At 51.6% G+C, this 14,915-nt stretch carries 12 protein-coding genes; 2 read left to right on the top strand and 10 right to left on the bottom strand.

What is annotated here, in order from left to right:
• Positions 1 to 33 precede the first annotated feature (33 nt).
• Both HH215_RS29120 and HH215_RS29115 read left to right on the top strand, forming a co-directional pair.
• Positions 34 to 1,596 (top strand): ABC transporter substrate-binding protein, encoded by a 1,563-nt coding sequence (locus HH215_RS29120; RefSeq protein WP_169283082.1) that lies wholly within the window; start codon positions 34 to 36, stop codon positions 1,594 to 1,596.
• A gap of 200 nt (positions 1,597 to 1,796) precedes the next feature.
• Positions 1,797 to 2,408: a TetR/AcrR family transcriptional regulator gene (locus HH215_RS29115; RefSeq protein ID WP_169283081.1), complete on the top strand. Its 612-nt coding sequence runs from the start codon at positions 1,797 to 1,799 to the stop codon at positions 2,406 to 2,408.
• A 56-nt stretch (positions 2,409 to 2,464) separates the two neighbouring features.
• Here the strand turns inward: HH215_RS29115 and HH215_RS29110 are convergent, their stop codons facing one another.
• The 10 genes from HH215_RS29110 to HH215_RS29065 form a co-directional block, all read right to left on the bottom strand.
• A complete protein-coding gene (locus tag HH215_RS29110; protein ID WP_169283080.1) occupies positions 2,465 to 4,045 on the bottom strand; it encodes a DUF5597 domain-containing protein in 1,581 nt (526 codons plus the stop codon).
• A 199-nt stretch (positions 4,046 to 4,244) separates the two neighbouring features.
• Complete coding sequence (locus HH215_RS29105) at positions 4,245 to 4,454, bottom strand: hypothetical protein (protein ID WP_375140468.1); 210 nt, start codon at positions 4,452 to 4,454, stop codon at positions 4,245 to 4,247.
• Complete coding sequence (locus HH215_RS29100; protein WP_169283078.1) at positions 4,451 to 4,831, bottom strand: MFS transporter; 381 nt, start codon at positions 4,829 to 4,831, stop codon at positions 4,451 to 4,453. Before HH215_RS29100 ends, HH215_RS29105 begins: the two co-directional genes overlap by 4 nt.
• Positions 4,832 to 5,065: 234 nt before the next feature.
• The gene (locus HH215_RS29095) at positions 5,066 to 5,668 is read right to left on the bottom strand and encodes a Uma2 family endonuclease (protein ID WP_169283077.1); all 603 of its coding nucleotides are present in this window, start codon (positions 5,666 to 5,668) and stop codon (positions 5,066 to 5,068) included.
• Between the two features lie 475 nt (positions 5,669 to 6,143).
• Complete coding sequence (locus HH215_RS29090) at positions 6,144 to 9,323, bottom strand: S-layer homology domain-containing protein (protein WP_169283076.1); 3,180 nt, start codon at positions 9,321 to 9,323, stop codon at positions 6,144 to 6,146.
• A gap of 20 nt (positions 9,324 to 9,343) precedes the next feature.
• On the bottom strand, positions 9,344 to 10,906 hold the full coding sequence (locus HH215_RS29085) for a dockerin type I domain-containing protein (RefSeq protein WP_169283075.1): 1,563 nt from the start codon (positions 10,904 to 10,906) through the stop codon (positions 9,344 to 9,346).
• 518 nt (positions 10,907 to 11,424) lie between these two features.
• Entirely contained in the window at positions 11,425 to 12,690 is a 1,266-nt protein-coding gene (locus HH215_RS29080) for an ABC transporter permease (protein WP_169283074.1), read from the bottom strand.
• Positions 12,683 to 13,588, bottom strand: coding sequence for an ABC transporter ATP-binding protein (locus HH215_RS29075; RefSeq protein ID WP_169283073.1), 906 nt, complete (start codon positions 13,586 to 13,588; stop codon positions 12,683 to 12,685). The genes HH215_RS29080 and HH215_RS29075 overlap by 8 nt, the downstream gene beginning before the upstream one ends.
• Positions 13,585 to 14,508, bottom strand: a complete 924-nt coding sequence (locus HH215_RS29070) for an ABC transporter ATP-binding protein (RefSeq protein ID WP_169283072.1) — start codon at positions 14,506 to 14,508, stop codon at positions 13,585 to 13,587. The genes HH215_RS29075 and HH215_RS29070 overlap by 4 nt, the downstream gene beginning before the upstream one ends.
• Positions 14,505 to 14,912 carry a GntR family transcriptional regulator gene (locus HH215_RS29065; protein WP_169283071.1) on the bottom strand — a complete coding sequence of 136 codons (408 nt, stop codon included), beginning with the start codon at positions 14,910 to 14,912 and terminating at the stop codon, positions 14,505 to 14,507. Before HH215_RS29065 ends, HH215_RS29070 begins: the two co-directional genes overlap by 4 nt.
• Between the last annotated feature and the right edge of the window lie 3 nt (positions 14,913 to 14,915).

Genomic DNA, 14,915 nt, shown 5'->3' with positions numbered 1-14,915 from the left:
GAATATAGTAATAGGACAAAGGGAGGATTCACAATGTTAAGAGGTACACGTCTTTCCAAAACCGGCATCATAGCTATACTCCTGATTCTCGTGTTCAGCTTGGTGCTAGGCGCATGCGGAAACAACGACAATGCCAGCTCGCCGAGCGCATCTCCGACAAGCCCTGCGAGCGCGAATCCATCCGAAGGCGCAAAAGCCCCCGAAGAATTGCCGGAGGTCAAGTTGACTTGGTACTTCCCGGGCAGCTTCCCGCAGCCTGAACAAGACAAAGTGTTTGCCGAAGTAAACAAAATCGTAAAACAAAAAATCAACGCCACCATCGACTTCAAACCGATCGCCGGTGCGGATTACGAACAGAAAATGAAAGTGGTCACCGCCTCCGGCGAACCTTACGACCTTGCCTTTACTTCCAACTGGCTTAATAACTACACTCAGAACGTAGCGAAAGGCGCCTATTTACCACTGGATGATTTGCTTAAACTATATGCACCGAAGTCCTATGCCGCTATTCCGAGTAATTTCTGGGATGCTACTCGCGTAAACGGTCAGATCTACGGCTATATCAACTATCAAATCTCGGCAAGAACACCGGAAATTGCAATACCGAAAGCTCTTGCAGAAAAATACGGCTTTGACATCAACAGCGTTGGCGGCAAACTCAGCGCCGATACGATGAATTTGCTTGAGCCGTACTTTGATGCGGTCAAGAAAGACAATCCGCAAAAATATGTTAGTGCCCCATTGTTTGGCATTCAGGATATGTTCGGTTTCGAAAACATCGCCGGCATCAACGTACCCGGCGCAGTAAACTATAATGATGACACGCTGACGGTAATGAACCAGTTTGAGTCCGATGAGTTCAAGAAATTCGTCGCCGCCTTGCGGGACTGGAACGCCAAAGGCTATATGAATTCCAAAGAACGGATCGCCAAGAAAACAGATGAATGGACCGACGCCAAAGCAGGCAAATGGATGATGAGCATCGGCGGTGCGTACAAGCCGGGCGGAGATGTACTCAGCTCCGTATTGGGCGGCGAGGCTTATGTCACTGCACCTGCCTCCGTTCCGCATCTGACGACAGGCGGCATCATCGCCACGATGCATGCCATCAGCCGCACGTCGAAAAACCCGGAAAGAGCGACGATGCTGCTTGAACTGCTGAATACGGACGTAGAACTGTATAACCTGCTCAACTTCGGCATCAAGGATGACCACTTCAAACTCAACGACGACGGCCTCATGGTTGCTGGGCCGAATCAACAAGGCTACAACCCGCAAGCACCGTGGATGTTCGCTTCCAACTTCCTTGCTTACGTACAGGAAGGCATGCCGAAAACCGTCTGGGAAGATACGATCAATTTGAACGAAGCCGCAGAACCATCGAAATTGCTCGGTTTCTCCTTCGATGCGGAACCGGTCAAAGCGGAAATCGGTAAAACAAGTGCAGTCTATGACGAGTACTACAGAGGCATTGAGCTCGGCGTAACAAGCGAAGAGAAATACAACGAGTTCTTGAAAAAGATGAAAACCGCAGGCTCCGATCTAATCGTCGCGGAAATGCAAAAGCAAATCGACGCTTGGAAAGCAACGAAATAACTTAAAACTCGAAACAGAGGGCTGTCCCATGGGGCAGCTCTTGTTTTATTCGCTCATAGCGATACATCGAAGTGGGGATAGATATGACCAGGGCTTGCAATAATTTGGATGATAAAGGTATACTCCGTTTATCGCAAGGCATCCGGGAGATAGTCTAAGGCACGGATAAGATAACAATATGAATAAGCGGGGTTAATAAATTGGACAAACCTTCGACGAGACACCGCATCCTGATGGAAGCGGAAAAGCAATTTATCGCGCTCGGAATCGCAACCGTGCAAATGAAAGATATTGCATCGGCCGTTAATATTAATAGAAGAACGCTGTATCGTTATTTTCCCACGAAAGATGAATTGGCCTTTGAAATCGAGATCATAGTCATGAAGCAACTGCAGGATTATTTCACATTGGATATCGGGGACATAACGAACAAAACCGGCTTTGAAAAAGTAACAGCGTATTTCTTTCAAGTTGATCTTGATAAAGTCAAAGAACAGATCAAGTTGACCGCCGAGTTCGACAGGTATTTTCAGGGGAATTATCCGAATCCGGATTTGGAGCAATCTTTTATTGAAGCTTTAAACCCGAATCAGGACCCGTTATTTCATTATATTCGCGATGGCGTGACCGATGGCTCGATTCGGAATGATATGACTGTCGAAGAATTGTACCATTTTATCAGTCACAGCTTTATCGCCCTCTTCCAAAGGCTGATTCTGAGAGAGAACCACTTAAAGTATGAATATTGCGATAATATTGATTTTAATAAAGCATTCCGGAATATTATTCTAAGCGGAATACGGCGCACATGATAACCGGAGTTTATCGACTTCGGTTTCCTATGCGCCGGCGTGACTGTTATTAATAGCTATGGAGTTAGAACGACTCTTACGACTCCACAATACGGGGTCGCCCAGAAACCTCCGAACACGGCTTCATCGCCATTGCGGGTGCGCGTGGATACAAAATCTCCCGATTCGGTCAGATAGCCTTCCTCTACGGTAAGATAGTCCACCGGGGTTGATACTAACGACATTTTCAAAGCTTCCAACCATCCGGGTCCCGACCCGGGAACCATAAAGAGATGGAAGTTGCCGGCCAAGTAAAATTCTTGCGGTCCGGCTTCGATGATTAGCCCGTGTTTAGGTCGTCCTTCGATCAACTGGGGATTACGGGCATGTCTGTGGTCCTTGTTCTCGCTCGTTGGGCCCATGTTGATAAAAGGCACCGCCCCGATGTATTGTTCGAATTCAAAACTCTGATTCATCTGATAATCCTCTTCCACGACGGCATGAACCTTGCCTGTGCCCCGATACTTCTGAATCAACGGCAATAAGCTCATTACGCTGCGGAAGCTTTCGGCGAATAATACGGCATCCTCGCGCAGATTGCCTTCCATATTCAGGATGCTGTCTACGCCAAAACAAAAATATCCGATCGCGTCGTAATCAGCCAACGCCCGAAGCATATTTCGCGCGTTAAGCCCATCCGTGCCGGATTCCGGAACAAACAAAGGATTGTCGGGCCGACGATAATCTTCGCACACGATCTTGTAGTCGCTAAAATTAACGGAGTAAATATCCGGTGCGATCAGATCGAGATGAGGCGCCGTAAACTTCCAAATGTCCATCGTGTTTCGGGTAGGCCCGCCGGAGGGATAGAATCCGGGAATCGGCCACCCAGGGAAAGAGAGCCATGCATTTACATACAACGGGATATTGTATTCCGCGCGGCCTTCGACAGCGATATGATCAATATATTTGGCAATTGACCAAGCCGTGCAGAACTCGCCGCCCGCGACGCCAAAAACGTCTTTCCAACCCCCTTGCTCTTTAGAACCGTTCTTCTTCCAAGCGTCCCAAACAAAGCCCTTACCTAGTCCCTTCACATGCTCGAGGAGTTCGGAAGATACAGCCCCGGCTAATGCGGCTTCCGCCTTATGTCCATAATCCCTATCGCAGCCAAGAATGCCCGGCTCGTTCTCCACTTGTACCGCAATAACCGTCTGCGCGTCGCCGTCCGCTTCTTTCAGATGCTTCATCAATGCGCGGAACGCTCTCGTATCCGCCTGAAGCGATTCCTCGCAAAAAGCGGATAGAATATTCATAGGGACGCCGTCGCTGCGAAGCACTCTGGCAAATCGTTGCTTGTCCCTCTTTACCCAGCCCGGACAATAACGCATCTCGCCGTTTTTCCATGTCGCAAACCACAATACGATAAGTTGCAACTCGTGCTTCCGGCACTCTTCCAGAAGCATGTCTACCGAGGAAAAATCAAATTGCCCCTCCTGCGGCTCCACCTGCTCCCAATAAACCGGGGCTTCCAACGTATTGCCTCCCAATGCCTTGACGCCAGCAATAGCAGATGCCAATTCTTCCGCGTTATAAGCGCTGGAGTTTTTGGACTGTCCCCCCATGGGCATGAATGGTTTTCCCTTTACATGAAACATACAAACCTCTCCCGTTCTTCTATTTAAATGGGGTGAATCATTTTCTTCTCGTCGTATTTTAGGAAAGCGAATAAGGAAAACAGGGCAACAACGGCTGCAATCCCAACGGATATTCTGATCCCGGAATCATGATCGATCGAATTCCCGATCGCCAATACGGTGGGCAACAGGATGGCGGATAAAGCGGTTCCGAATTTCGTCAGAAACGAACGTACGCCAAAGTAAAGCGCTTCTTTGTTTTCACCGCTCGAACGAGCGTCATATATGGCATCATAGAGATGTAGATGAAAGATACGATAAGAAACACGAACGAAACGATCATCAATTTCTTCTTTCCGTACTTTTTGCTCAAACGGTTAACCAACGGATACAGCAAAAATGAGAGGACGCCGACGGCTGTCACGATCAATCCGACATGATTTTCCTTCTGTCTGGCGAGCACCGTAATATAGTAGACGAGCGTATCGCTATAAGCAAAATGGCGCTAGGAAGCGCGCTTCGTCTCATAAACGGCGTCCTTCTGCCAAGGCGATGCCTGCTACTATCGCTTAAATTCGCAACCCATAGATCGGTCATCGCATTGATCAACGTAGCGAATCCCATAATGATGCCAATAATCGTAACGCCCATAAAAACTCCGCCTTGCGGAATCGCCACTTTAATGCCCGATCCTTCCGGCGGTAAATAAAAATAGATGAGCCATGTTCCGATGATTCCAGCCAGAATCGACCAACCTAACTGCCCTAGCGAGTAGATAACTTTTATCTTCCTTGGTAATTTCGCCACCCTCGTCCTCCTTTGTCACTTCACGCTCCCTCATGCCACACGTGTGGCGTGGTTGGATTATAAAATATTTCCAATCCTAACGTCAAGATGGTTTTTTGCGGTTATTGATTAAAAATAGGAAGTATTATGCTTTCTGATAGTTCAAAAAAACAGCCTGTGACCTCGTCCCGGTAGGAACAAATAGATTCACAGGCTGCGTATATACTCTTTCATGGATAAGATTCAAGCAGCGAGTCAGCTCAAGGGATATAACTTCTGTATGCTTGCATCCTTGAACAAGTCGCTAATGGCGAACTCCGCGCAAGGCAATCTGTCCGACGCCATTTGATCATCGCCTTCAAACAAATTGCTTAACGTATAATGCTCACCGCCTAGCACATACTGCTCCAATGTACGCGCATTCGTATCGATAATCCAATATTCCGGTACCGCATGCTTAGCGTAGATGTTCAGTTTCTTTACCTTGTCCCGTTTTCGGGAGCCCGGGGACAACACCTCTACGACGATATCCGGTGCTCCTTCAATCGCTTTATCGGTTACGATCTCCATCCGGCTGCGATGAACGAGGATCAGATCGGGCTGAACGACGTTCGTTCGGCTTAGAATAACGTCAAGCGGCGCTACAAACATCGCATAATCGGAATTGCAGCTTTGCATCAGAATATAGAGCAGATCTCTGCTAACGCTCTGATGAATGACGGACGGACCCGGAGACATCATCTCGAGAGCACCATCGAATATTTCGTACCGTTCTCCGTCATCTGGCATCGCCGAATATACTTCATACGTTACGGGCTGCTCCCCGATCCGTTCTTTTCTTTTCTTGTTTTTATCCATTGCCGATCCTCCTCCGCAATAGAAAAGCACCTCCGACAAAGCAACACGTCTTGTGTCTGGCTTTGGCGAGGTGCTTCCCCGTACAATTCAATATACTTTTATTATGTCCAACATATACGAGGATGTCAATGTGAGCATTCATTCCGTCACGGCTAATTCATGGACTCGTATATTTCCACAAATCTTGTTGCCAACTGTTCACTCGATCGTGATACATTCAAAGTGGTGTTGCAATTATGGAATTACAGCCGGCATGGCCACCCATTCGCGTTCTTCGAACACTTCGACTTCCTGCAGTTTCCCTTCCCGGCATCAAATCCGTTGCCGTCAAACGCAATCGCGTATCGGGGAGTCGGTATATTGTGCGCAGCCTCTTAACAAACGCTGAAAAACATCCATACCTGCTTACATACAAAACAATAACCCAACGATCAATATAGAATGATCGCTGGGTTTGGTTTAATATCATAACCTATTAATTAACGAGAGACTGTTCTCCGCCACCCGAGTTCCGGTTATAGCGGTGATCCGTGGACGCCTCCTGAATGTGTCCGAACGCCCAATGACTTGCCGGAACATCCTTCCAAGCGGCTTTTTCGCCCGTGAGCGGCCCGCGCTCCAGCACGCGATTCAGAATGACAACCGCTTCTGCGCGCGTCAGCAAGTCGTTCGGACGGAATTGACCGCTTCCGGAGCCGGACATGATACCTGCTGCGCTTACGCGTTCGATTGCTCCAGCCGCCCAGTGGCCGGCTGTATCCTTGAACGACGCCTTCGCATCGACCGCTGCCGTTCCGCTTTTCGGCAAGCGATCGACGATCGCTGCCATCTCCGCGCGGGTAATCGATTTGTCCGGCATAAAGCGGCCATCGGAGCCTTGCATATACCCCCACGACGTCGCTTGCGCGATCGCCTGCTTCGCCCATGCGGCAGACGGCAGATCGGTGTAAGCCGCATCCGCTGCTCCTGTAGCAGTCCCCGGCATTGCTCTAGACAGTAGCGCCGCCATCTCCACCCGTTGAACCGCTTGATCCGGACGGAATGTACCATCGCTGTACCCTTGAATATAAGCGGTATGAGACGAGTTCTCCACGCTCAGCTTCACGATGGAGAAGGTGCTGAACTTTGTGATCTTAAACCGGATGCCAGGTTTGTCCGTTCCGTTGTAGCCAACCAGTTCGCCCTTTACCCATTCCTTCGTACCGTCGCTGTGCTCGATGAAAACGCCCAGCTTCTCTAACTCCGCCCTCGGCAAATCCTCGCCTACAGGCAGCTCCAGAGTCACCTCTCGGCTACTCATATTCGTCTCGATCGTCATCGGTCGACCAATCAGTTGCAAGCCGTCCGCCGTCGCTAGTTGGAGAAGCGTTGGCTCTCCTTTGAGGCGCTCTTCCACCTGCTTGCGTTCGACGGTTGCCTTGATCGGCACGATATGGAAATACACTTCCTCCTGCAAGTCTTTCAATGAGCGGCTAGGTATAAGAATGCCACCGTTGTCGGTCCAGATCTGCAGATCGACGCCTTGCGCGGCAAACTGCTTCGCAGCTTCTGCCGCCAGCTTGATTTTCAAATCTATTACCTCGTCCTTAGCGTCTGGAATGACGATTTTGGCCGTAGATGAGCCGGCTTCTTTTAATTGCTTGACTGCCTGCTCAGCTTGTGCCAACGTCAGGATCACTTCGTCTTTCTTGCGGCCGTCCGCAAGGGTCGTTCTTTCGATGGTCGTACTGGCGACAACGCCGCCCTTGCCGCTGCCATCGCTGACTTCGACCTTTATCTTCTCCGTCGGAGACGAAGCGCCTCCGCCGCCTCCGCTTCCCGCTTGTGGCGCCGTCGGTACTGCAGCTTGCGATGCTGCGGACGGATCGGACATTCCGGCGGCATTCTGGGCGACAACCGTGAAAGTATAGGATTTGCCGTTCGTCAGCCCGGTGACGACGGCCGACAACTGATCCCCGTTAACCGTGACAGAGATGTCGCCGGGATTAGAAGTCACAATATAGCGGTCAACCGGTGCCTCGTTCACATTGGCCGGCGCGCCCAAGGCGACTTGTACTTGCCCATTGCCTGGCGTAACCGACAGGATAGCTGGAGCCAGCGGCTTAGCCACCGGACGAACCGCGCCGATCAGCGGCACCGAATCTCCGGCAATGTTCACCGCGTAGATGCGAATCGTATACGTCTTTCCGTTAACCAAGTGATCGAAGCTCGCGCTGTACACGCCCTCGCCGCTTTCCGACACTTCCTTCGCTGCAATGATGTCGCCGTCGAGTACCGCTTCGACACGGTACTTCAAAATCGGCTCGCCGACCGTGCCGACCGGCTTCGCGAAGGAGATGACTGCCGTGCCGTTGCCTGGCGTCGCGTTGAAATCCTTCGGCGCTCCAGGAGCCGGCACTGGCACGACCGCCTCCGAAGATGGGCTAAGTCCGGATGCGCCGGCAAGGTTGACCGACCTAACGGCAAATACATAGGACTTACCGTTATTCAGTCCCACTGCGGTATACGCATTGGTTCCGACTCCGTCAGCGATCTCTACCCAATCGGCGTCGTCGTCCGGTGATGCTTCTCCCTCGTAAAGGTATACCTTGTACGTTTCCGCCATCGGCACGGCCGGCCAGGTCAGCCCGACCTTGCCATCACCCGGAGTCGCGGTGACCGATACCGGCGCATCGGGCGGAACCACAACGGAAACTTTGCCGTTTGCGACAGTCTTGTTCATCTCCACGGCATGCACGTCCGTAAACGTCAGCTCCCGCACGTCGTTCGGAGTCTCGACAGTCAGCGCGTGATCGCCGATCGGCGCGTCATCTTCAACTGCGAACTTGATCGTGAACAGGGTCTGAGCATCCTGAGAAGCCGGAATCGGGTTGTCTCCGCCCGTCAGATCCAGCCAAGAGACAATCAACCAGCCGTCGGTATTGTTATAGTTCGACATCAAGCCTTGTCCCACGATTCCATTGAAGCTTATCGCGGCCGGATCGAACTTGATCCGTATGCCGTAGGAGGCTACAGCCTTATCAAGCTTCACCGCCTTCACCGGCACGGAGACGATGCCTTGCTCCCCCACTTTGATGGACGCCGAGCCGATTTCAATGTCCGCATTTCCCGGCGGAGACACGGTCACCTTCCCGCTCACGAGATCGGCGGATATCGGATCGACGTCCTCGTAAAGCTGGCCTTGAACAATCGTAAGGGCGGAATCTCCTGCCGGCGCGCCTTCCTTGATCTTGAACCGCAGCGTGAACAACTCGCTGGAGTCCTCTATAAAATCAGTAAGCGTCAGCTTGAGTTTCAGACTTCCGGTTGTTGTCTTGTCTACGAGCAACAGCGCGTTGGTGTCGAGCGCTCGAACCGGTCCGCTAATGACCGCTTCATCTCCTGCCACCGGCTCCAGCACGTTCGGATCGTAGTTAATCGTAGTGTCCGACCGGTAAACATACAGATCGGAGCCATTCGAGTCGAAGAAAACCGGTACTTCGACATAAGCCCCCGGCGCTCCGGCCACCGAGCCGACACGCACAGAGGGCGTGTCGGACGGAGCAGCGGACGCTTTCGGAAGTGCCGGCAGCAGCAGTACCAGCGCTAGCAATACAACGAGGATAGCGCTGAATTTGTCGCGCAGTCCAGATTGGTTAGCATGAAAGTAATTCAATATATTCACCTCAAAGTTTCTTAGATTGCATTGCCCATATAGATATTCATGATTAAGGTAGCATCCGCTTCGGTTATTTCACCGTCTTCGTCCATATCGAGCGCTTCGAGCTGTTCGGCCGTAAGCGTGATTTTCCCTTTTAGATACTTGGTGATGAGCAGTGCATCCGCAGGCGTTACGGCTCCGTCCCCGTTGGCGTCTCCTTTCGGCCGGATGATGATCTCGACCTTACCGGGCGTCTCGGAATACGCCCCGGCGGAATTCATCGCCTGCCATGCGAAGAAGGTTGTGCCGCCCCAAGACGCATCGGGCGTGAATGCCAAGCCGTTCAGCGAGGCCAGAGGAATCGATTGCCCGTCTTGAACGGGAACTCCCGAGAGGCTGAGCGTGCCGTGGTCCGGCAGCGACACGACGCGAATCTCCTGCATTGCGCTGCCTTTCGGATCGGAATAACCGTTCAGGAAATCCGAGCCGTTCAACGCAAGAGCCTTCCCTTGCTTGCCGCGTATGACGAACGAGCCTGCGGTGGGCGGATCCTGCGGCTTGTTGGTCAAGCTCAGCACTCGGTTGAAGGTCCCGGTGTCATCCAGATTGAGGACGACGATGCGATCCTGCGCCGCATCCGTTACGTACAGCTTATTGTCCGGACCGACAGCGAGGGCATGGGGCTTGCTGATTCCGTGATCATCGGTCAGATTGAGCCAGGGCTGAAGCGTTGGACGGTTGACGTACGATGCGCCGACGTAGGAGGCACGGTAAATTTTCGTCTCGTTCATGACGACGTAAAACCTCTCTCCGATGAAATCTACCGCGATTTCTCCGGTCGTATAGCCTGCTCCCGGGAACATGTTAAAGACGCCCTCCAGGTCGACGACGTAGCCTTGAGATTCCCATACCCTACTATCCAAATGGATTGCGAGGCCCCACTCTCCATCTCCGGCATTGGATGAACTGCCACCGCTCGAACCGCTCAGATCCAGTCTCAAAGTGACACTTCTATTCAACATTCCGATTACCGTCGGAAAATAACTGATTGCCGCATAGTTTTCGAATTGAAACTTAGCTTCTTTGTATGCTTGCTGAGTGGCCGGATTGATTTTTGTGAGAATGACGAGACTCTTGATGTTCATTACCTTCGGATAGTTCGGGACGGGGGTGACCATTCGACTGATCAGATCGATGGGATTGGCCATCGTCTCCCCGTTGTGCTTCAACAGCGTGAGCGGCTCTCCATCCCGGTCGAACGCATGCAAGCCCGCGGCCAAGCCCGATTCGGCGACGTACAGATTGCCTTCCCCGTCAACGGCGACCGCCGTCGGATTGTTCACGGGAACGATCAGATTCGCCACCCCGTCCGTATTCGCCCGAATGACCCGGTTGTTGCCGGTATCGACGATGTACATTTCCGTTACGCCGTTGTAGGCGTAAAACTTGATATCTTGCGGTGACTTAAGATTCAGGGGTACACCCCCGGCATGAGTCTCGCTGGACGGCAGAGCTACGGCTGTCAGTAAAGCGATGGCCATTGCAGCCAGAGTCGTTCTAATCCATTTCTTCACTCCGCTTGTTCCTCTCGATAGCATCTGGAACTGTTCTCCTCCTTGAGTCATGGATGATGACGTAATTTGTCGAACAGTGTAACATTAAGCACTTAACAAACTCTTAAACTCTGATGTTAGATTCTTATTAGCATCTGGAAACTATTCTCCTCCTTGAATCTAATTAAGACTTGTCGAACAGTGTGACAAGAGGCTCTTAACAAATACTTAAAACCTTGTTCTGTCAAGAAACACAATTAATCACAACAAAAAACCACTCACGATTAAAGACAGTGAATGGTATACCCTCTTTGCCCGGTAGTAGCTTGCTAGCACCTTTCGGAACTTTCATCCTAAATGAAGTCCATGCTGGACGTATGTTGAAGAAACGGCAGACGCTCTAAACCTACAGGCTTTTTCTAGTTAAACGTCCTTTCATTTATGGACTCGAAACTCTACTGGTCTCGTATTCTTTCGACTAAGCAATTCCTAGAAAAAAAACCAGTCAGATCAAGGGTTGATCTAACTGGTCGTAAATATATGTCTCAATTAATTTTTCCCTCTTACACCTTATAAGCCTTCATAGCCTTAATAATTTCTTTAACCGAAGGCCGTTTGCCGTACATCAGTACGCCTACGCGATAGATCTTCGCAGAAAGCCAACCGATGGCGAGGATCGAAGCGATCAGAATGCCGATGGAGATAATGATTTCCCACCATGCCGGCTCCGCTACTCCGATCCGCAGGAACATGATGAACGGAGAGAAGAACGGAATGTATTGGCACACGAGCATTAGGGTGCTGTCCGGCTGTTGTAGGCCGAATATCGCGATATAAAATCCGACAAGCGTGAGCATCGTGATCGGCATGATCGCTTGCCCAAGATCTTCGGTACGGCTGACGATCGAGCCTATTGCCGCGAACAATGTCGCGTACAGGAAGAACCCGGCCAGATAGAAGAATCCCGCATAGATCATGAGCATCGGATCAACATCGCCCAAGTTAATACCGAGGTCTTTCAGAATGTCCTTGTTGTGAGGCAACGTTAAGTTAGCGACCAACGCCCCGATCAGAATGACGATCTGGATGATGGCGACGACGAAAGTGCCGAGAATTTTACCCCACATCTGCTTTAACGGCGAGACGCTCGTAACGATGATTTCCATGACGCGCGAGCTCTTCTCGGCTGTAATTTCGGTCGCGATAAGCTGCCCCGTTATCATGACAGCCATGAACAGCATGATGATCATGACGTAAGTAAGGCCGATGGCGACGCCTTGCTCCTCTTCGGTCTTGCCCTCCTCGTTCGTAAAGCTGACCTTCTGCGTTTCGAACGACACCGGAGCGAACAATTGCGCCTTTTGCTCTTCGTTCAAGCCATCGTTTAAGATTAATTCCATCTTAACCTGCTGAAGCGCGGCGGATAAGGATGAAGCGGTGCCGCCTTCGAACGCGCTCTTCGAGTTATAGGTTACCTTCGGGAAACCGACGGCGGTATCTTCGACGAACGTCAAGTATCCTTTAACGTCCCCGTTTTCCAGCGCGCTCTTCAATTCCGTTTCGGAAGCCTGAGGGACCAACTCGACGTTCGACTCCGGAATATTCGTGTAGAATTTCGTAAGCCCTTCAATGATCGGAGCCTGCTGTCCTGCCGCGTAACCGACTTTCGTTACCTTGTCGCCGCTACCGCCCAGCTTGTCGATCAGATAAGGGAGGTTACCTACGACGATTAGCAATACCGCGAGCACTGCCGTCATGATGATGAAGGATTTGCTACGCAGCTTATTGCGCATCGTAAATCCCATTACCGTCCATAAGCTATTATTCATGGCTCTCACCTACCGTCTTAATGAAGATTTCGTTCAGGGTCGGTTCCATTATTTCGAAACGAGTGACCGGTCCTTGAGACATCGCGTGTTGCAGGATGCGTTGTCCCGCGTCCGGGGTGCTTACTTTAAGCTCGTAACCGCCATGCTCGTGAACGATGACCTGACTGACTCCCGGGATCGACTCCAATCCATTGATGACGCCATCGGAAGCGACGACGACTCTTTCTTGCGGGAACTTCTTCTTTATATCTTTGATCGGGCCTTGCAGCACCGGATTCGACTTGTGCATGATCGTAATGTTCCGGCACAGCTCTTCGACGTGTTCCATCCGGTGCGTAGAGAACAGGATGCTCGTGCCTCCGTCGCGAAGCTCCTTCACCGTAGATTTCAACAACTCCACGTTGACCGGATCGAGACCGCTGAACGCTTCGTCGAGAATAAGAATTTTCGGATTATGAATGACCGCCGCGATAAATTGGATTTTCTGCTGGTTCCCTTTGGATAACTCTTCTACCTTCTTGTTGTAATATTCCGGCACCTGGAACTTCTCCAGCCACCGCTTCAAATTCTGGTCGGCATCTTTACGGGACATCCCGCGAAGCTGGGCCAGATAGATGATCTGGTCGCTGACTTTGATTTTCGGATACATGCCTCTCTCTTCCGGCAAATACCCAAGCATGCTAAGCTGCTCCTGTCCGTATGGCTTGCCTAGATAACGGATATCCCCTTGATCAGGCAATATGAGTCCCAGAACCATACGCATCGTAGTCGTTTTACCCGCGCCGTTAGCGCCTAACAATCCGTATATCTCACCTTCCGACACCTCGAAGCTGAGGTGGTTTACGGCCGTTTTGTCGCCGTAGTTTTTAAGTATGCGATCAACTTTCAATGAAATCATCGTCTAGCTTCCTCCTTTCGAATTAAACAGCTTAATATATCTTCAAGCTCCATGCGCTGAACCGCCAGCACTTGGAAGCCGTTCTCGCGGCAATACGCTTCCCCTTGCTCGGGTTCGTTCACTTCGACCCGATAAACTCCAGGTCCAGCTTCCGCTATGCCTTGTAAACCCGGCACACGTTCCAACAGCTCGTTGCCGCCCTTCGCCGCGTAATCGCTCTGCACGACGATCGTTCGCCAATCGTCCAGCAGTCGATCCTTCTCGTACAAGCCGAGAACGCGTCCGCGGTAGATGAACAGGATGTAATCGGCCAAGCGCTTGATCTCTTCCATAATATGAGTGGCTAGGACGAGCGTCCTGTCCCCCGGCTCCATATAACGCCTGAGTTCTTCCAGCATCGTCTTCCAAGCGAAAGGGTCGAGGCCAGACGAGGGTTCATCCAGCAACAGCAACTCCGGATCGTGAGCCATCGAGATCGCTAGCTCCACTTTGCGACGCATCCCTTTAGACATCTTCGATAACTTAATGCCGCCGTCGACGTCGAAATGGCGCAATAGCTTGCGGTATCTCTCCCAGTCCCAGGTCGGGTACCATAGTGAGGCGAACTTTGCTTTCTCATCGGCGGTAAAATGACTCTCGTGGGCATGCGGGTTTTCCGCAAGAAAGCCGATCCGGCTCTTGTACGCGTCGTCCTGTACCCCGATCAAATTCGTTCCGAGCACTTCGGCTTCTCCGTCCTTAATCGGCTCTAGACCGAGCAGCGCCCGAAACAGCGTGCTCTTGCCCGACCCGTTGGGACCGACGATCGCCGTGACCATTCCTTTCGGAATATCGCAGGCGATCGGCCCAAGCACGAACCGGTCGTGCTCCAGCTTAATCCCCCGAAGGGCAATCGCGGTATTCGCATCCGTTATCGTCATGGTTGCCCCTCTCTCCTATGTTCCGACTTATTGCCCATTACCCGCCTGAAAGCCGTCTCGATCTCTTCCAACGTGCATTGCAGTTGCAAGCCCGCATCCACCGCCCGCTCGAGCTCTTCCGCGACGCGTTCCAGACGATGTTCGTCCCGGGCGACCTCTTCCACTCCCGCGACGAACGTCCCCGTTCCTTGTCTCGTTCGAATCAAGCCCTCGTTTTCCAAGTCTTGGTACACCCGCCTTACCGTTATGGCGCTGCACTTCAAGGAAACGGCCAGCTCCCGGATCGACGGAAGCAACGTCCCTTCCTTTAATTGCCCTCCGAGGATAAGCCCGCGAAGCTGCACCTCGATCTGATGGTAAAGCGGTTCGGGACGTTGTTCATCTATGCGTATCGGCAGCCACACAAG

Source organism: Cohnella herbarum (assembly GCF_012849095.1).
Classification (GTDB): Bacteria; Bacillota; Bacilli; order Paenibacillales; family Paenibacillaceae; genus Cohnella; species Cohnella herbarum.
Note: the sequence above shows the minus strand (reverse complement) of the source record. Positions and strands in the feature narration are given on the sequence as shown.